The sequence below is a fragment of the Enterococcus sp. JM9B genome, assembly GCF_009933265.1.
GTDB classification, from domain to species: domain Bacteria; phylum Bacillota; class Bacilli; order Lactobacillales; family Enterococcaceae; genus Enterococcus_C; species Enterococcus_C songbeiensis.
The window spans coordinates 120,281-137,478 of the sequence record NZ_MAEK01000034.1 but is presented as its reverse complement, the minus strand read 5'-3'; the positions used below and the strand labels follow the sequence as shown (position 1 = coordinate 137,478).

19 protein-coding genes are annotated in these 17,198 nt (G+C 40.1%); 1 reads left to right on the top strand and 18 read right to left on the bottom strand.

The window, feature by feature from the left end; genetic code table 11:
* Nucleotides 1–6: 6 nt before the first annotated feature.
* From BAU16_RS11415 to BAU16_RS11330, 18 genes are all read right to left on the bottom strand, one after another.
* Nucleotides 7–1,098 (bottom strand): DgaE family pyridoxal phosphate-dependent ammonia lyase, encoded by a 1,092-nt coding sequence (locus BAU16_RS11415; protein WP_048604450.1) that lies wholly within the window; start codon nucleotides 1,096–1,098, stop codon nucleotides 7–9.
* Nucleotides 1,088–2,194: an amidohydrolase/deacetylase family metallohydrolase gene (locus BAU16_RS11410; RefSeq protein WP_161527116.1), complete on the bottom strand. Its 1,107-nt coding sequence runs from the start codon at nucleotides 2,192–2,194 to the stop codon at nucleotides 1,088–1,090. Before BAU16_RS11410 ends, BAU16_RS11415 begins: the two co-directional genes overlap by 11 nt.
* 8 nt (nucleotides 2,195–2,202) lie before the next feature.
* A complete protein-coding gene (locus BAU16_RS11405) occupies nucleotides 2,203–3,291 on the bottom strand; it encodes a DUF871 domain-containing protein (RefSeq protein ID WP_161527115.1) in 1,089 nt (362 codons plus the stop codon).
* Nucleotides 3,288–3,545 carry a hypothetical protein gene (locus BAU16_RS11400; RefSeq protein WP_237579242.1) on the bottom strand — a complete coding sequence of 86 codons (258 nt, stop codon included), beginning with the start codon at nucleotides 3,543–3,545 and terminating at the stop codon, nucleotides 3,288–3,290. The genes BAU16_RS11405 and BAU16_RS11400 overlap by 4 nt, the downstream gene beginning before the upstream one ends.
* Before the next feature lie 52 nt (nucleotides 3,546–3,597).
* On the bottom strand, nucleotides 3,598–4,932 hold the full coding sequence (locus BAU16_RS11395) for a PTS sugar transporter subunit IIC (protein ID WP_048604453.1): 1,335 nt from the start codon (nucleotides 4,930–4,932) through the stop codon (nucleotides 3,598–3,600).
* Nucleotides 4,933–5,056: 124 nt separating this feature from the next.
* Nucleotides 5,057–5,758: a GntR family transcriptional regulator gene (locus BAU16_RS11390; RefSeq protein ID WP_048604454.1), complete on the bottom strand. Its 702-nt coding sequence runs from the start codon at nucleotides 5,756–5,758 to the stop codon at nucleotides 5,057–5,059.
* 286 nt (nucleotides 5,759–6,044) lie between these two features.
* Complete coding sequence (locus BAU16_RS11385) at nucleotides 6,045–7,001, bottom strand: Gfo/Idh/MocA family protein (protein ID WP_161527113.1); 957 nt, start codon at nucleotides 6,999–7,001, stop codon at nucleotides 6,045–6,047.
* 39 nt (nucleotides 7,002–7,040) lie between these two features.
* On the bottom strand, nucleotides 7,041–7,436 hold the full coding sequence (locus BAU16_RS11380; protein WP_048604460.1) for an OsmC family protein: 396 nt from the start codon (nucleotides 7,434–7,436) through the stop codon (nucleotides 7,041–7,043).
* Between the two features lie 75 nt (nucleotides 7,437–7,511).
* Nucleotides 7,512–8,114: a TVP38/TMEM64 family protein gene (locus BAU16_RS11375; RefSeq protein ID WP_048604461.1), complete on the bottom strand. Its 603-nt coding sequence runs from the start codon at nucleotides 8,112–8,114 to the stop codon at nucleotides 7,512–7,514.
* A gap of 93 nt (nucleotides 8,115–8,207) precedes the next feature.
* A complete protein-coding gene (locus BAU16_RS11370; RefSeq protein ID WP_161527112.1) occupies nucleotides 8,208–9,293 on the bottom strand; it encodes a M42 family metallopeptidase in 1,086 nt (361 codons plus the stop codon).
* A gap of 16 nt (nucleotides 9,294–9,309) precedes the next feature.
* Nucleotides 9,310–9,924 (bottom strand): M42 family metallopeptidase, encoded by a 615-nt coding sequence (locus BAU16_RS11365; RefSeq protein ID WP_161527140.1) that lies wholly within the window; start codon nucleotides 9,922–9,924, stop codon nucleotides 9,310–9,312.
* A 57-nt stretch (nucleotides 9,925–9,981) separates the two neighbouring features.
* Nucleotides 9,982–10,929, bottom strand: a complete 948-nt coding sequence (locus BAU16_RS11360; RefSeq protein ID WP_048604466.1) for a N(4)-(beta-N-acetylglucosaminyl)-L-asparaginase — start codon at nucleotides 10,927–10,929, stop codon at nucleotides 9,982–9,984.
* 204 nt (nucleotides 10,930–11,133) lie between these two features.
* Entirely contained in the window at nucleotides 11,134–12,432 is a 1,299-nt protein-coding gene (locus tag BAU16_RS11355) for a Sapep family Mn(2+)-dependent dipeptidase (protein ID WP_161527111.1), read from the bottom strand.
* An 18-nt stretch (nucleotides 12,433–12,450) separates the two neighbouring features.
* A complete protein-coding gene (locus BAU16_RS11350) occupies nucleotides 12,451–13,170 on the bottom strand; it encodes a GntR family transcriptional regulator, LSA1692 subfamily (protein ID WP_137604819.1) in 720 nt (239 codons plus the stop codon).
* 11 nt (nucleotides 13,171–13,181) lie between these two features.
* Nucleotides 13,182–14,027, bottom strand: a complete 846-nt coding sequence (locus tag BAU16_RS11345; protein ID WP_161527110.1) for a YitT family protein — start codon at nucleotides 14,025–14,027, stop codon at nucleotides 13,182–13,184.
* A 117-nt stretch (nucleotides 14,028–14,144) separates the two neighbouring features.
* A complete protein-coding gene (gene udk, locus BAU16_RS11340; protein ID WP_161527109.1) occupies nucleotides 14,145–14,768 on the bottom strand; it encodes a uridine kinase in 624 nt (207 codons plus the stop codon).
* Between the two features lie 77 nt (nucleotides 14,769–14,845).
* Nucleotides 14,846–15,526 carry a YjjG family noncanonical pyrimidine nucleotidase gene (locus BAU16_RS11335; RefSeq protein WP_048604471.1) on the bottom strand — a complete coding sequence of 227 codons (681 nt, stop codon included), beginning with the start codon at nucleotides 15,524–15,526 and terminating at the stop codon, nucleotides 14,846–14,848.
* A gap of 12 nt (nucleotides 15,527–15,538) precedes the next feature.
* Nucleotides 15,539–16,255 carry a 16S rRNA pseudouridine(516) synthase gene (locus tag BAU16_RS11330; protein ID WP_048604472.1) on the bottom strand — a complete coding sequence of 239 codons (717 nt, stop codon included), beginning with the start codon at nucleotides 16,253–16,255 and terminating at the stop codon, nucleotides 15,539–15,541.
* Between the two features lie 294 nt (nucleotides 16,256–16,549).
* Here BAU16_RS11330 and BAU16_RS11325 point away from each other — a divergent pair, with 294 nt between their 5' ends.
* On the top strand, nucleotides 16,550–17,164 hold the full coding sequence (locus tag BAU16_RS11325; RefSeq protein WP_048604473.1) for a 50S ribosomal protein L25/general stress protein Ctc: 615 nt from the start codon (nucleotides 16,550–16,552) through the stop codon (nucleotides 17,162–17,164).
* Nucleotides 17,165–17,198: the final 34 nt, after the last annotated feature.

Sequence of the window (17,198 nt, the reverse complement as noted above, 5' to 3'; positions counted from 1 at the left end):
GCTCCTCTACATGATTTCTTGTAATCGTTGAACGATTTTTTGTAATTCTTTTTCATTGACCGAACGTACATCGAATTCAATGATGCCGTTGTTGGCTTGGTATTCCCGTGTATACACGGCAGGATCCTGCGCTTTTAGTTCTTTGATTACTTCTTTTGCGGTTTTTTTACCAGTGATTTTAACGCTCCCTCGGTAAATATCCCGACCCGCTGCATCTTGAACAATTTTTGCTTCAGCTCCGGAAATTTCATTAATGGCTGCCACAAATGGCTGCAAGCGTTCCTTCATCGCCGTGCCCGCCTCGCTGCCATTTTTTAGATAATCTTCAACTGCTTGCGTAAATCCAAGAATATTGTCTTTACCGATTTTCATCGCTCGTCCGATACCTTTGCTTTGTAGACGAACCCATTCAACATATTCTTTTTTACCAATCACTAAGCCGGCACTAGGCCCTTCGATTGCTTTTGCCCCAGAATAAATCACCAAATCTGCGCCAGCTTGGATATATTTGAAAAGATCTTCCTCCGCCGCCGCATCCACGATTAATGGTAAATCATGTTTTTGGGCTACTTTTGCAGCTTCTGCCACCGTTAACATACTTTTTTGAACTGTATGATGGCTTTTGATATATAAAATCGCTGCTGTATTTTCTGTAATCATCATTTCGATGTGCTCTGGGGAACACATATTGGCATAGCCTGCTTCTACAACACGTCCGCCCCCTTGATTAACCATCACCTCAACCGGTGTGCCGTAATCCACATTGTGTCCTTTAGGCAAAATAATTTCCCGTTTTTGAATTTTTGTTGTGTAAGGATGATACAAATGGTAGCTGTCCCCTTTTCCAATCAATGCAGCCACTGATTGAGCGATTCCAGCAGATGCAGAAGAAACGATTTGAGCGTCCTCTACCTTTAATAATTCCGCCAAATACGCCCCCGTTTTAATCGCCAACTCACTCATTTCAAAAAAATGCTCTCCACCAAAACGCTGCGCAGCCAACACCTTTTCAGAAACCTTGGAAACGCCTAAAATCGTCATTCTTCCTGAAGCATTGATGACTTCTTTTAATCCAAATTTTTCGTAACTAGTTGTCATAAACAACTCCCCCAATAATCGTTTTAATCGGCTTGATTTGTTGTTTGGTTGTTCGTTTAAACCCATTGGAATCGATCAATTCTTTGTCTTCTTCGACCAATTCAAAGACAGTGATATCTGCATCAAATCCAGCTTCGATACGCCCTTTTGTCGTTAAATGGAAATTTTCTGCTGGTGCAGTCGTCACTTTTTCAAGAATTTCTTCCCAAGAATAGCCAACGACATGGAGTTTTTCCATGGTTGTCGCCATGTCAAAGACCGGTCCATTGGTGCGATTTCGTACATAAATATCCGTACTGATGGATTTGGCTTTCAGCCCTTCTTGCAATGCTGTTTCGGCAACCTGAAAATTAAAACTGTCTGTGCCATGACCGATATCGAACACGACACCTTTACGGTAAGCATCCCACGCAAAGTCCTTGATTTTGTTTGTTGTTTTATCTAAAATACCGTTTGATTTTCCATTAAAACAGTGGGTCAACACGTCGCCTTTTTCCATTTTTGCCAAAACTTCTGATAATTCTGGTGGAGCGGAACCGATATGCACCATCAAGGGCAAATGTTCATTGTCTGCTTGAATTTTTTTGGCTAATTCTAGCGGCGTAATCCCATTGTTTCCAACAACAGATTTACTCATCCGTGCTTTGATGCCCACGATAAAATCCGGATAATCAATCAATGCATGCTGAACTAGTTTTTCTTGTACTTTCGTCAAATCAGCCAATTCGTCCTGCTCCACAATCCCCCATTTGGAAATATTCACTAAAGCAAAGACATTGGTTTTTTTCTCACGGGTAATTTCATAAAAGTCCCCGATATTTTCTGCACCAGTGGTTCCCGCGTCAATCACGGTAGTTACCCCCTTTGACACCCCGATTTCATCAGGATAATCATAGTACAGATTCATTTTTTCATAGCAGTGGACGTGGTCATCGATCCAGCCGGCAGAAAGGTACTGATTTTCGCCAAGAACGATTTCCCGCTTGGCTTCTTCCGAAATTTTTTCTGCAACTTGACTGATTTTACCGTCTTGTATACCGATTTCAACTGGTGCTTGATTCAATTCTTTGGCGTTGCGTATAATTAAGTCTAACATTTTCATTCCTACTTCTCTGTAAATTTGAATTTTGACCATGGATGAATAAAAGGTAAGAGCAGTTGTTCTTGCTCAGGAATGTGTCCCACTTTGTTTTTCCGTTCATCACGATGAGACGTTAACACAACCTGCAACTCATTTTTGTATTTGCCAAAGCCGTCATTACCGATAACGATGTCCCCAATTTGAAATTCCTCTTGGTTGTCGTGAGGAGCATTGGCTTGGTTTTTATATTTTTTTCGTACTTCAGTGGAACGAATCACTTGATCGGTAATATCTCCCCGACGAAAATGTTGTTCCTTAAGCACGATTTCTTTCTCCACTTCATTGACTCCAGCAACAAATTCAACGGTAAATGCGGTTTGATAGCGATCAATTGCGCCTAATGCTTTTAATTCTTCTTCTGAAGCATATGCATTGCCGATAATTACATCATCAATCAAATTAGTGGCAAACAAATGTTTCGCTGCCACTTCCACCGGTACGTGTCGGTGCATTTCCAATGTAGGCAAGCCATCATTAATATCCCATGGTCCGATTTTTCCTGATTGAGAGGTGATAAATGCTGCTGTTCGAATACCTTGATTTTTAAAACGTTGGCTGCATTTTTCGAAAAAGTCGTAAGGCAAAGCTGTTCCTTCTTGAGGATAGAAATTGTGGCAACCGTAAAGAAAAGGCGTATTGGCTTGGTAGGTCAAAATATTATCCAAATAAGCCACATCATTACTCATATTCAACTCAACTGCAAGACCGTAAGGATTATACGTCAGCATTGCTTCTTTGTTGCCATCAAATCCCATATCCAAACGAATGCCATCCGCACCCAATTCATGGAAGAAGGTCAAATCATCATAGGAAATTCCCAACTCAGAAAAAATATTGGGTGCCACATCCAAAATTGTTTCATAGCCTAATTCCTTTGCGTAGAAAATCAATTCTTTGAATTTTTTCTGTACCGCTTCTTTTCCTTCCGTCACTTCCAACATACTCATGAAAATTCGGCTGAAGCCATATTTTTGTGCTTGTTTCAAATAGGCTTTGTCTACTTCCATTTCGCTGTGATCTGGATACACCGAAACACCTAATTTACGTTTCATACATTTTCTCCTCGTTCCATCTTTTCAAATTTTGAGCGATACTTGTACGCAATGAGTGAGCTTGCCATAACGGTCGCGGTCATCACACAAAACGTTGCTATATTTAATAATACTCCGAGGATCATTGATAAACCAATGATACCAATCGAACCTAATAAAATATAACGTAATTTGATTTTTTCTAAAAATTGCGGTAATCCGCTCTTTTCCAAGTAAATGTGACAGCCTAGGAAAAGCAGAAATAAATAAATCATTGTCATATCATCACCAAAGAGGATAAGTAAACTACCTATCCTCTCCCTTTAATTAATTTTGAGTAATCCCACTCAATTTTTCTTGATTCGCAGCAGCTTCTGCTTCTAATTCTGCAGTTTCACGCGCTAATTGTTGTTTTTCAAACACTTTGAAGAATGGGTAATAAATTCCCAGGGCGATCAGGAAGTTAACCACCACAAGCACACCTGCGGCTACACTCCAGTTGGTACTCATCCAAGCAGCAATCGGTGCTGGCATGGCAAAGCCAAGTCTGGCAGCCATCATCGGTACCACTCCGGAGATTGTTAAGAAGTAGGAAAGTGTCGTCGTAATCAATGGTGCAACGATAAAAGGAATTGCCAAGACAGGATTCATTACAATTGGTGCCCCAAAAATCACGGGCTCATTGATATTGAATAAACCTGGCAAGAAGGACAAGCGACCTAAACTCTTCAAATATTTTGATTTTGAGAACATGAGTAGAACAACCAGTGCTAATGTCGTTCCGGCACCACCGATCCAAACAAACCATTGTAAGAATTGTTCTGTAAAAATATTTGGCAAATTATGCGCATTGGCGCCACCTTGGAAAGCTTCGATATTTTCTGCAATAGAAATATCCCAGAAAGGACGAATGACTGGACCCATGATTGCAGGTCCGTGAATTCCCAATACCCAGAAGAAACAAATCAAGAAGACCGTCAGTAATCCGCCAAACAAACTGTTGCCGGCTAAAACATCTTTCAACGGCATCAATAAATTACTCAAAAAACCATTGATATCAAATCCTAATAAATGACGTACTGCCCAGAAAAAGACCAAAATCACAGCACCGGGAATCAGGGCTAAAAAGGAATTGGTTACTTCTGGTGGTACACCGTCAGGCATTTTAATCGTCAGATTTCTTTCAATAAAGAAACGATAAATTTCAACAGAAACAATAGCAGTAACGATGGAACCAAATAATGATCCCGAACCTAAATTTGCAATGTTCATATACCGTCCAGCGTCGATGACGTTATCCACATTTTCTAACACGCGCAAAGGAGGTGCTGCAGTAATTAAAAATGACATAAGTGCTAAAATTCCCGCGGTTAGTGAATCCAGTTTATAACTTTTTGCTAATGAAGAAGCGATACCAAATGTTGCGTATAATGCCAAAATCCCGATTGTATAGCGAAAAGGAATATCTAAAACTTCCCGATACGGTTCAATCAATGGTGCCAATGCTTCGATATTCAGAATAATCGTAAAAAATGACCCCACAATCGTCAACGGCATCGTTGCAATAATCCCTTTTCTGATTGCTGTCATGTGCCGTTGTGTGCCGATTTTATTTGCAACCGGCATAATCTTTTGTTCAATAATGCCTACAAATTTATCCATGTTTCTTCCTCCGTTTATAATATTATAATGTTTCCACCTAGATAGTAACATAATAACATTATAATGTAAACGCTGTTTCAGAAAAATCTGACTCGACTCATCCTTGAAAAGTCAGTTGGATGAGTCAAGCTTCATATTCAATGTGATACGGATGCTGCGCCGTATTGTAGACAGCTTCGGAATACTCCACGACTTTCCCGATTCGATCAACAGATTTTCGAATCCGCTTGATGGCAATCGTCTCTGTTGTATTTAAGATTTCTTGCTGCTCAGCAGATAAATGCACGGCAGCAAAATCATCTGAGAAAGTTTGAATCTCGTAGCCTTTTCGATGAACCAAACGATACAATGATTCTTTTTCAAATTCTTCCTTGCTTATATCGGAAAAATCAATCGGCAAGTAATGGTCGAACAGAATATAAGGCTTTGTTTCTAATAAATACAACCGTTGAAAGTGAATACATTTTTCGCCAAAAAAACGGGCAAGGGGTGAATTTTTTTCCAACTGGATTTTATTGAGACCCAAGACTTTTTTTTCAACGAAAAGATGGGATTTTTCCAAAATTTGTGTAAAGCTGGCTGCTTTGGATAACTTGTTGTAGGGGCGATCACTGAGGACGGTGGTCCCTCTGCCGCTTTTCTTCTCCACGTATTCATCTGCTGCCAACAATTCGATTGCCTTACGCACAGTAATTTTGCTGACATCAAAGAGTGCCTCTAATTCTGATTCAGTAGGAAGCATCGAGCCCACGGGATATTTTCCTGAAAAAATATCTGCCTTGATTTTCTCAGCTACTTCTAGATATAACACACGGTTTCTTTTCATGCTGTCACCTTTTTCATCCTTCTTTATGGACAGAATACCATTTGCAAAATGAGTTTGCAAAAAAATACAAAAAAAGACAACGGAATATTACTTCCGTTGTCTCCAGTACCATTGCTGGCAGAGTGTTCCTTCTCCACAAAAGTCCACTCCAGCACCCTACAAATCCGGTAGGCGAGATAAACTCCTGTGCTGCTGTTTGAAAGAGCTAGTAAACTAGCTGCTTCGGCTCATCGCATGTCACTTACTGTAACACAGATCTATTTTTGATACTACCCTTTTTTGCAGATTACTGGAAAGCTGTCCATTCTTTGTACAAATTTTCCATGGTCGCCACCGTGTGTACTGTCAATTCTTCCGTCATCCATGGACTTGTCAGCAGCTTTTTGTTCAAACACTCATTGACGTGATCGACTTCAAAAACAAATTCACTCTCTTGTGGGAATGAAAAGTTTTCATAATGAGTCGATAGTTCAATCGTTGCTTCCGCAGATTTCCAGAAATTTGGAATCCGAATAACGCCTTGATCCCCATAAATCACCAACTCGTTTGGCAATAAAAAATCAACGGTAATAAAAAGATTGCCTAAAATTTCGTTGCCAAAGCGAACACTTACATCACATTGAGAATCCGTTTCTTGTGTAAAGGAAGCCGTTCCTGTTGCCTCGCTAGTGAGTGTACCTAATAAGAATTGCATCACCTGTAATGGATAGCTACCGGAGCCGCGAAAAGCACCACCGCCTGCTGCCAACCGCCAAAACCATGAAATTTCCTCCGCATTAGGAGAAGAAATCGTTGCCCGCAGTAAACGAATTTTTCCTATTTCACCATTTTCGATTCGTTTTTTTACTTCCTGGATGACCGGCAAGAACACCGCTTTTTGTGCTTCCATCAAAAAAACATGTTGCTCTTTTGCCAAGTGAAATAATTCTTTTGCTTCCTGGGCTTTCAAGGTAAAAGGCTTTTCCAGTAAAACGTGCTTCCCATGCAACAACGCCTGCTTACAGATTTCATAATGGGTTTTATTATAGGTGGCAATATAGACGATATCAATGGTTGAATCCTGAAACAATTCTTCATAGCTACCGTAGGCTGTCGGAATTTCAAGTTCCTTTGCCATTTTTTCGGCTCGTTCTAATTCACGAGCAGCAATCGCCACCACTTCCCCCTCACGGCTTTCCTTAACTCCGGCAACAAACCGGGGGACAATCCTTGCTGTACTGACGATACCGTATCGAATACTCATCTTTTCTCCTTATACTCTTTTTGGTTCGGCGCAATTCACCTAAACAATCGATAATTTTTCATCAATTTTGATGGCTGCTTTGACGGATTGGATTACCGTACAGCTTTTGATTGTTTGATTCAAAACCCGTCCCAAAACCTCGATATCGGTAGATGGATTCTTGATTTTAAAATGAACATTGACTTCGCGAACAATATTCGGTTTTTCATCCTCCATCAACCAATCCACATCCACCCGCAGATCGTCATAGGTAATTTTGCGATTTTCTAAAATAATTCGCATCACCCCAAAACTACAACTGGAAATTGATGTCGCCAGCAGTTCAACCGGACTGATGTCTTGTTCTCCGTGTCCGATTCGTACCTGATTTCCTTTATGATTTGTGCCGATCATCCCTTGCTCATCAGCAGTCAAATCTAAATGTCGTTTGATCATATAGCTTCTCCTTTTTGCTAGAAATTTTCTTTAGTATAACAAGCCATCGTATTTTAGCAAAAGTTTTGCTTTTCCTCAGAGCAGACCTTCAATTTGTTGGAACAAATACAACATCAAAAGGCCATAAATAGCAATAGACCATGGTTTAAAAAAGAGAATGATTTTCAAAAAATCTTTAAATGAAATCGTTGTTAAACCGGCGACTAAGCAAACAATATCATCCGGAGCAAAAGGAATCAGCAAGGTAATAACCAAAAAACGTTTGATGGTTTTTTGATTATTATCCAATATTTTTTGAAATTGATTGAATTTTTTGGCAGTCAAAAAAAGTTTTGCCACCTCGATGCCGTACTTGCGTATCAATAAAAAGCCTATAATTTCCCCAATCACCAGACCAATATAACTATAGATAACACCAAAAAGTGGTCCGAACATAACCATTCCAGCTACCGTTGAGATACCACCGGGAAGAATCGGAATCACTACTTGAATCAATTGTAACAGAATAAAAACCAGCACAGCATAATTGCCAAAGCGCCCAATAAAGGCCTGTAGCGATTGTGCCGAATCAAAAATTCCCACGTGCCGCCCATAAAGCGCCAGACCAAAGAAAAAGAGCAGCCCAATAATCGGCAGCCATTGAAATAGCCGGTTTCGTTTTGAATTTTCCTCCATCATACACCAACCTTAAAAAGATATCCTTAGTATACCTTGTGTTGCACAAAATAAAAACCCGTTCATTTTTAAGATGAACGGGTGATGAGAGGGTTCTTAACTTGAACGTAACGCCTCTTTAAACTGAGAAAGATCATCATAAGTTAATGAACAGATAAAATTGGTCAATAAACGGATTGTCTGCCGGTAATCCTCCAGATGAACAATCAAACGAGAAGAATGCATGTATCTTGTTGGAATAGATAGTGTCATTGTTACGACACCATCCATCGCTTTATGAATATTACAAGCATCTGTCCCACCTACTGTCATAAAATCAAAACGAATATTCAGCTGTTCTTGCTTGGCAATTTTCTCCATTTTTTCAAATAATCCACGGTTAGCAATGGTCAACGAATCTAAAAAAGATAGAACACAGCCTCCCCCAAGGGTTAATCCCCCCTGATCAAAAGGAGTATCTTCTGCCGTTGTCACATCTAATGCAATCGCAACATCCGGTTTGATAACGTGTGTCGCAGTTCTGGCACCACGAATGCCAACTTCTTCTTGAACACTTGCTGCAAAAAAGACATTTGCTTCAGATGACAGAAACGCTAGATTTTTTAAAACCTCTAATCCAACACCAACACAAACTCGATCATCCCAAGCTTTTCCCATGATATAATCGGGATTATTCATTTGGCGAAATTGCGTATGGGGTGTTACCATATCACCGATATCGATTCCTAACTTCTTAACAGCTTCACTATTTTCAACACCTAAATCCAGATAGAAATTTTTTGCTGAAATCACTCGATCTTTTTCTTCTGTAGACATCCCGTGTGGCGCACGACTTCCAACAACTCCAACAAATTTTTCACCTGTGATAGTCGTGACACGCATTTCTTGTGCAGGCATTACATGTCCCCACCAACCACCGATTGGCAATAGTTCTACAAATCCTTCACTTGTGATGTTCTTAACCATAAAACCAACTTCGTCCATATGTGAGGACAACATAACTTTAGGTCCATTTCCTTTTCTATTTAAAATGACAGAGCCTAAATTATCATACATGATCGTATCGGAAAGGGGTTTTCCATAGCTACTTACGATGCGCGAAACTTCTTTTTCACATCCGCCGATTCCGTCTGCTTCACTTAAATTTTTCAATAATTCAATATCAATATCCTTGATTTTCATTCTTCAAGCCCCTTTTCTATCTATTTTCTTCCTTAAAAGCTTGAATTTTCTCAACAGTTAATTCTTGAATGAAAAACATAAGACCTCTTACTAGGCTTTGATAATCTTTCAATGAAACAATCTGACTTGGTGTATTCATATTTCTTACAGATAATCCTAGCAGCAGCGTGGGACAGCCTGTCCGCAATTTATTTATCCAACCTGCATCAGAATCTTCCAACGAATAATGAAGCTGATAAGAAACTTCATGTGCTTCACACATTTCTTTCATTGATCGCAATAAATACCGATTAGGTAATACAGTTGTATTGTAATAGGTTAATAAAAGACCTCTCCCAATAGTTCCTGATTTTTCTTTGATTTCTTGGTAATCCATTTCCTTTTGTGTATCGAGAATAATTGCCAAATCTGGTTGCACAAGATTTGTTGCGGTCTGTGCTCCTCGAAGACCAACTTGTTCTTGAACCGTACAGCCCACATAAAGATCAAATGGCAGAGAACCCTTCAGTTGATTAACTTGCTTTAGGATGTCTACAGTTTGGCTGACATTGATACGTCCATTCCAATTATGACTAAAAAGATGTCCTTTTGACCTAGTTTTACTGCTAACGGCATTAAAACATCTTCTAATTTACCAAACATATTTTTCCCTTCTTTCTAAAAAATAGCAAAATAATTACAACCATTTCTAAACCGGTGCTTTGATTCGTTTTTCATACGCATCCAGCCATTCCTGTGTGATTGGTTCAATCACAGTTGTCTGATTTTCACCGGGATGTGCGATGAAAATTGCGGCTGCCGTTTTTTCGGTTGCGACGCTGAATGTAAATTCAACATTTGTGGCAACGCCCCATTGTCCCTCCTTATTCAATGCGATTAAAGAAAAGGCACCAGCTTTTCCATATCGTTTTTTTAACCGCTCACTAAATCCGTATACGGCTTGGTCACATGCTTCTTGCGGTGTGCAGCCTTCGCTCATCAAACGAACAATTTCATAGGACAGACACCCTTTCATCAAATCCTCTCCTAACCCAGTTGCAGCAGCTCCGCCGATTTCACTGTCTACATAAAATCCAGAACCTGAAAGAGGAGAATCGCCGACTCGTCCGCTTTTTTTCATAAATAAACCAGAGCTTGAAGTTCCGGCAGCCATTCCTGCTAATTGATCCAACGCAACGACTCCTACCGTATCATGTCCATCATAAGGATTTAGATGATTTTTGGTGACCTCCTCTACTCGTTTTTCCCAAATCGTTTTTGCCCGTTCAGTCAGCATCACTTTTTCTTCAAAGCCTTCTTCTTTGGCATAGTTCGATGCACCTGCACCGATTCGGAAGCTGTTGAATTTTTCTTTGCTTAGTTTTCTTGCGACTGCGATAGGATTTTTAATATCTACAATACCGGCTACGGCACCGATTTCAAACGTATTGCCATCCATAAAAGCGGCATCCATTTCCAGAATTCCTTTTTCATTCGGCAACCCGCCGTACCCTACTGATTTATAGTAGGGATAGTCCTCTACTTTTTTGATCGCCGTTTCAACAGCATCCCCTGCCGTTTGTTTTTCCAGCAATAATTTTTTGGCAGCCAAAACACCATCGTGCGCCATCCGCCATGTTGCAATAATTCCCCACATAATATGAGCTCCTTTTTCGTTTTAATGGACTGCACTTTCTGTCAATATACTCAGCTAGGATTCCAGTCCTATCAGCTTTCTTACTAAATATAGAACAATAGATTTTTTGTATGCAGCGCTTACATTAGCATTATATATAGTATATACCATAATGTCTATACTAAAATGGCGTCCATCGAAAAATTTTTCCATGAACGCCATTTATCATTGAATCAACGCAAGAATACTACGCATATAAATTTCCATATTGGTTTTTAAATCCGCAACTGTCATCCATTCATTTTTATTATGAGCGATTCCTTTTTGTCCGGGAAAAGAAGGGCCAAAGGCGACAATATTCGGTAATTTTCGCGCATAGGTGCCACCCGTCGTTGTCACAGGCGTTCCATCGTTTCCGGTGATTTCTTGATAAATATTTCCCAATAAACGAATTTCTGAACGATCTTTATTTAAGTTGATGCCGGGAACACTTCGAATCACTTCAACTGTCGAATGCGCAGGAATAACTGTGGCGATTCCCGAAACTATCTCTTCTTCCTGAAAAGAAACCGGATAGCGAAAAGCAATTTCCAATTGTAGCTGATTTTCGTTTTTGGAAAGAATAACCGGTGTCAACATCAATTTACCAGAATCTTCATCTTCCAACGCTAAATCAATCCCTTCTCCGGTATGCTGTTCGTGGAAATGTGTAAATAACCAATCAAAATACGCCCGCGTTTTCACAGAAAGCTGTTGGTTAGTTTTTAAGCGACGAGCCAATAATGTGATTGCATTCTTTCCCATTTCAGGTGCATTGCTAGGAGCCCGTGCTCCTTCTACCGAAATTTTTGTTTCGTCAACCAACACCGACAGTTTATCCGGGACGTGATCCCGCGCTTGATTGCCAATAATTTCTCCCAGATTTGCTAATTCCCCCTTCTCAAAATCAGTGGTAATCCGCACATTCACAATCCCCCGCTCCCCATAGACCACCGGGTACTTGCAATCGGGGGTGAAGCCAAAAATTGGTGGCTGTTCTGCCTTTAAATAATGAGGAACGTCAGACATACCGCTTTCTTCGTCCGTTCCAAATATAATACGCACCGGTTTTTTGGGTTGAATACCGCTATCCTTTAACAATTTCAATCCATAAAAACAACTCATGATCGGGCCTTTATTATCTAAGATTCCCCGACCATAAAGCACCCCATCATCTTCCGTCAAATCAAATGGAGGATAATCCCAGCCCTCACCGGCAGAAACCACATCCAAATGTCCTAAGATACCGATATATTCTGACCCTTCCCCCCATTGAAGATAGCCGATTGCATCATCGATAGTCGTTGTCGTAAACCCATCATTTTCTGCCATTTCCAATACCAAAGACAACACTTTTCTAGGATAAATTCCGTAAGGTGCCTGTTCTTTCGGTTCACCTTTTACGCTGGGCACCTGCATAACCTGCTGGAGATCTTGCAAAAAACCTTCCCAGTTTTGTTCCACCATCGTTTTGATTTCGTCCATTTTTTTCACCTTTTTCTTCTAGTGTTTTCGTTGTAGGGTATTTTTGAAGGTATATTTATCTGCTCGATAGAAAGATGTATCATACAAAATCGGTTTTGCAGAAGGAGAATATGTCAGAGAATGAACCAACAGCAGCGGCTGTCCCTTCTCTACCTCCAACAATTTGTTCATGTCTTCTGTCACTAGGATTGCTTCAACTTCTTGATGAGAGTAGCCGATTTCAATATTTTTTTCGATTTCTGAAAACAAAGAACCTTCCTCTAGCTGTTCAATGGAAGAATCCTTTAAATATCGCTGCAAAACGTAAATGTTTTCGATTGTCATTGGTTCCTCCTCCAAAAAACGGCGACGAACCAAATGAATTACTTTTTCATTCGCATATTTTCCAAAAGCTTGTTTCACTTTTTCCGGCAGTTTTTCTGTGATTTCACAGGTCAGAATTTCCGTTTTTGACTGTTTTCCTTGTCGTTTTGCCGCTTCTGTAAAACCATACAACCCACCACTGCCGCTTTGGATTTTTGGCTGTTTCATCACATAGGTTCCCTTCCCTTTTTCCTTAACCAAGATATTCTGACCGATTAAGCTGTCAATCGCTTTACGAACAGTCAACCGGCTAACTCCAAATTCTGCGGCAAGATCATACTCAGAGGGCAGTTTTTGGCTGGTCACGTAAGTTCCGTCATTGATTCGTTTTTGTAATTCGTTGGCAATTGTCAAAAAAATTGTTTTATTTCTCATTTTGTTCTCTCCTACCACTCAAAAAAAGTTCGGTTCGTACTAACACCCGGTGCAATGCTGATAAAAGCTTTTTCATCGACTTGATGAATCAGTTGTTTGACCATTTTCAATTCTCGTTGGGATATCACCAGCAACAATAATTTCTTTTCATGATGATCAAAGGCACCTTCTACATCATTGATGACCGTGATTCCTCGTTGAATCGAAGTCTGCAAACTTGCAGTCAATGCAATGGGTGATTCTGTTACAATCATCAACTGCACCCGTTTTTGCTTTGCGTTCACATAATCTACCATCTGACCGCTAATAAAAAAGGACAATGCACTGTAAAAAGCATATTGCCACCCATAGATCCATCCAGCAAAAAATTGTAAACAAATATTAAAGACAATAAAAAAAGAACCGATACTTCTTTTCGTCGCTTTTTTTACTAGTATACCAATAATATCCAGTCCACCAGTAGAAAAATCGCTATTTAATGTCAACCCTACTGATAATCCATGCAGTGCCCCACCAAAAATCCCGCAAATAACCGGGTCAGTCGTCAAAGGATACACAGGAATGATTTTCATCATAAAGGAAGTGAGTAGAACAGCAAAAATCGTGTAGATTGTAAAGGAACGGTCGATCCTCCGCCAAGCTACTACTAGCAATGGTAGATTAAAAAGTAAGACAAGTGTTGGAATTGATAATGTGATTTGCAGTCGATCAGCTAACAGTTCCGACAACAATTGCGAAAGTCCCGTGATTCCGCTGGCATAGATTTTTCCTGGCAGCCAAAAAAAGTTTAATGCGACAGAGGATAAAAAAGCATACGCAGCAGCAATCCCAAGTTTACGAATAATTTGTTGATTCATGACGACCTCCTAAAGAATACGCTTACAGTATATACTATTGAGTATATACTGTCATCTTTTTTTCAAAATAAAAAACCAAAAAATTTCTCCTAAGAAAAATTCTTTGATTTCCGTTTTTTATTTTAGATAAGTAGCAACTTTTGTCGTAATCAAATCGATGGCCACGTGGTTTTCGCCACCTTCTGGAACGATAACATCTGCATAGCGTTTTGTCGGTTCGATAAATTGATGGTACATGGGTTTCACCACGGAAAGGTATTGTTCAATGACAGAGTCCAGCGTCCGTCCCCGTTCCTCCATGTCCCGCTTAATTCGGCGAATGATACGGATATCATCGTCAGTATCGACATACAATTTAATGTCCATCAACTTCCGCAAACGTTCATCTTCTAAAATCAAAATGCCTTCCAAAATAATCACTTCTTTTGGTTCTTGAATCACTGTTGCTGTACTGCGGGTATGGGCAACGTAATCGTAGACGGGTTTTTCAATTGCTTCATATTTTAATAATTTTTCTAAGTGTTCAATTAACAAATCCGTATCAAAAGCAAAGGGATGATCGTAATTCGTGTTCAATCGTTCTTCAAACGCTAGATGGCTTTGATCCTTATAATAAGAATCTTGTTCAAGCATCATAATGGAATGATTAGGAAAATTATTAAAGATTGCTCGGCTAACACTGGTTTTACCACTGCCAGAGCCACCAGTCACTCCTATTATAATCGGCTTGTTTTTCGTCATTAAAGAAAACCTCTTTCATTTTATACTAGCTATTATTATAGCGAAAATCCAAGAAAATACTATGCTTTCTCGTGAATCTATTCCGCTAAAATCGTATAAATCTCATCCAGCTTGCTGATTTGATACGTCGGCGCAATGGAAGCCGCCGCTTTTGCAGGATTCAACCAAATTGTATCGATCCCGGCTTGAATCCCCCCTTCAATATCCGAAGTCAAAGAATCACCGATAATGACGGTTTCTTTTTTCTCAAATTGCGGGATTCGCTCAAAAACAAAATCAAAATATTCCTTCATGGGTTTTTGGAAGCCGGTATCTTCAGAAACAAATACATTTTTGAAATAAGGCAAAAGTTTTGCATCCGTCAGCCGTTGATATTGCGTAGCAGAAACCCCGTTCGTCACGATATATAATTCTGCTTTATCTGCTAAATCAGCGATGATTTCCCGACTGTTTCCCAGCAGTTGATGTCCTTGATTGAGAAATTGACGGTAATGGCTTTCCATTTTTGTCCCATCCACTCGCTTGCCAAATTGTTGAAACAACAGGCTGAAGCGTTGATTGACGACTTCATCTCGCTGACGTTTGCCTTGTTCAAATTCTTGCCATAGCTGATGGTTCAATGCTTGGTAGCTTGTCTTGATCGCCGGTGTCAGTTGCAAGCCTTCTTCTTGGAACAACGCCTTTAGCGCCTCATTTTCTGCCGCTTGAAAATCCAATAGCGTGTCATCTACATCAAACAATAAATTTTTATATTTCATTTTTTTCTCCTTTTAACGAAAATAGGGGGTCAATTGTTGCAATTCTGCCACGGTCAACCGGCGATACTTTCCCAGTGCGAGAGTTTCAGGCAACCGTAGCGGTCCAATCGCCGTCCGTTTTAAAAAGACCACTTTTTTTCCACGAACCAAAAACATTTTTTTCACTTGATGAAATTTCCCCTCTTGGATAGCCAAGCGAATGGTACTTTTTTCATCAGAAGCAAAAAGAATCGTTAATTCTGCGGGTTGGCAAATGGTCCCGTCATGAAATACGATGCCTTGTTGAAATGCCTGCTGATCTTCCTGTGTCACCCGTCCATTGACTGTTGCTTCATAACATTTTGTCACTTTTTTTACCGGATGAAGTAATTCGTAAGCCAATTGTCCGTTTGTCGTCAAAAAAACCAGACCTTCCGTATCACGATCCAAACGTCCTACTGCAGCTAATTTTTCTCGGCGATCAGCTTCAGCAAGTAAATCCAAAACTGTCTGATGCTGTGCATCCTGGTTAGCTGTTACGATGCCCTGTGGTTTATTTACCAAATAATAGGCCTCATCCGTCGCCAATGACTTGCCATCCACTAAAATCTGATGGAGATCACTGTCTACATTGCGGGCTTCCCGTCGTTGAATCTGACCATCAACGCTTACTTTACCCAGTAAAAAAAGCCGCTTCATCTCTTTACGGCTGGTTTTCAGCTCTTTTTCAATCAATTTGTCTAAACGCATCGCTTTTTTCCTTTCTGACACATTATAGCGCGAATTTATTCTCAGCAAAACACAAAATCTGCGAAATCCTTGACTTAATTCATTATTCGTCCTATGGTTAGAGAGTAAAGTAAATAAAGTTCTTCTACACAGCGTTATGACCTGGTGGAGAAAAGTTGAACCAAAACTTTCTTGGGTAGCTGTATTTCGGCTACCCTTTTGCGTGTTCTCACGTACCACTCAATGTGCAGACTAGCGAGATTTGCTTTTAAAATGAATGTCGTCAGACAGAAAAATTTTAGGAGGAATTAAGTTATGGCAGTATCATTAGAAGTAAGTAAGAGAGAAGTTCGTCCCCGTTCGTTGCGTAATCAATTGCGTCACGAAGGAAAAGTCCCTGCAGTAGTAAACGGTTATCAAGTGGAAAGCACACCGATTTCTGTTGTTGCGCGTGACTTAGACAAGATTTTGCGGGAACATGGCGCAAATGCAGTAATCAAAATGGAGTTAGATGGAAAAACAGTCAATACTCTAGTAAAACAAACACAAGCAGACACTTTTAACAGACATTTGACCCATATCGAATTCTTGTCAGTAAACATGTCTGAAGTAACTGAAGTAGAAGCAGAAATCTTGCTTGTCGGCGAAGCAGCCGGTGTGAAAGCAGGCGGCGTCTTGAACCAAACATTATACACTGTTGTGGTTTCTGCAACCCCTGATAAATTACCAGAACGTATCGAAGTAGACGTGACACCACTTGAAATCGGCAGTACCTTGACTGTTGCAGAATTGCCAAGTCATGAAGATTACACAATCGTCACAGATGCAGATGAACAAGTTCTTTCTATCACGGAAGCACAAGAAGTTTCTGAAGACGATACTGCTGAAGCAGCTGAACCAGAAGTCATCGGTTCAACAGAAGCAGAATAACAAACGAAAACTAGTTTAACTCTTTTTACCTGAA

Bases quoted from the DNA above. Each gene is read 5' to 3' on its own strand.
- BAU16_RS11415 (WP_048604450.1), bottom strand. From the start codon at position 1,098: ATGACAACTAGTTACGAAAAATTTGGATTAAAAGAAGTCATCAATGCT.
- BAU16_RS11410 (WP_161527116.1), bottom strand. From the start codon at position 2,194: ATGTTAGACTTAATTATACGCAACGCCAAAGAATTGAATCAAGCACCA.
- BAU16_RS11405 (WP_161527115.1), bottom strand. From the start codon at position 3,291: ATGAAACGTAAATTAGGTGTTTCGGTGTATCCAGATCACAGCGAAATG.
- BAU16_RS11400 (WP_237579242.1), bottom strand. From the start codon at position 3,545: ATGATTTATTTATTTCTGCTTTTCCTAGGCTGTCACATTTACTTGGAA.
- BAU16_RS11395 (WP_048604453.1), bottom strand. From the start codon at position 4,932: ATGGATAAATTTGTAGGCATTATTGAACAAAAGATTATGCCGGTTGCA.
- BAU16_RS11390 (WP_048604454.1), bottom strand. From the start codon at position 5,758: ATGAAAAGAAACCGTGTGTTATATCTAGAAGTAGCTGAGAAAATCAAG.
- BAU16_RS11385 (WP_161527113.1), bottom strand. From the start codon at position 7,001: ATGAGTATTCGATACGGTATCGTCAGTACAGCAAGGATTGTCCCCCGG.
- BAU16_RS11380 (WP_048604460.1), bottom strand. From the start codon at position 7,436: ATGATCAAACGACATTTAGATTTGACTGCTGATGAGCAAGGGATGATC.
- BAU16_RS11375 (WP_048604461.1), bottom strand. From the start codon at position 8,114: ATGATGGAGGAAAATTCAAAACGAAACCGGCTATTTCAATGGCTGCCG.
- BAU16_RS11370 (WP_161527112.1), bottom strand. From the start codon at position 9,293: ATGAAAATCAAGGATATTGATATTGAATTATTGAAAAATTTAAGTGAA.
- BAU16_RS11360 (WP_048604466.1), bottom strand. From the start codon at position 10,929: ATGTGGGGAATTATTGCAACATGGCGGATGGCGCACGATGGTGTTTTG.
- BAU16_RS11355 (WP_161527111.1), bottom strand. From the start codon at position 12,432: ATGGACGAAATCAAAACGATGGTGGAACAAAACTGGGAAGGTTTTTTG.
- BAU16_RS11350 (WP_137604819.1), bottom strand. From the start codon at position 13,170: ATGAGAAATAAAACAATTTTTTTGACAATTGCCAACGAATTACAAAAA.
- BAU16_RS11345 (WP_161527110.1), bottom strand. From the start codon at position 14,027: ATGAATCAACAAATTATTCGTAAACTTGGGATTGCTGCTGCGTATGCT.
- udk (WP_161527109.1), bottom strand. From the start codon at position 14,768: ATGACGAAAAACAAGCCGATTATAATAGGAGTGACTGGTGGCTCTGGC.
- BAU16_RS11335 (WP_048604471.1), bottom strand. From the start codon at position 15,526: ATGAAATATAAAAATTTATTGTTTGATGTAGATGACACGCTATTGGAT.
- BAU16_RS11330 (WP_048604472.1), bottom strand. From the start codon at position 16,255: ATGCGTTTAGACAAATTGATTGAAAAAGAGCTGAAAACCAGCCGTAAA.
- BAU16_RS11325 (WP_048604473.1), top strand. From the start codon at position 16,550: ATGGCAGTATCATTAGAAGTAAGTAAGAGAGAAGTTCGTCCCCGTTCG.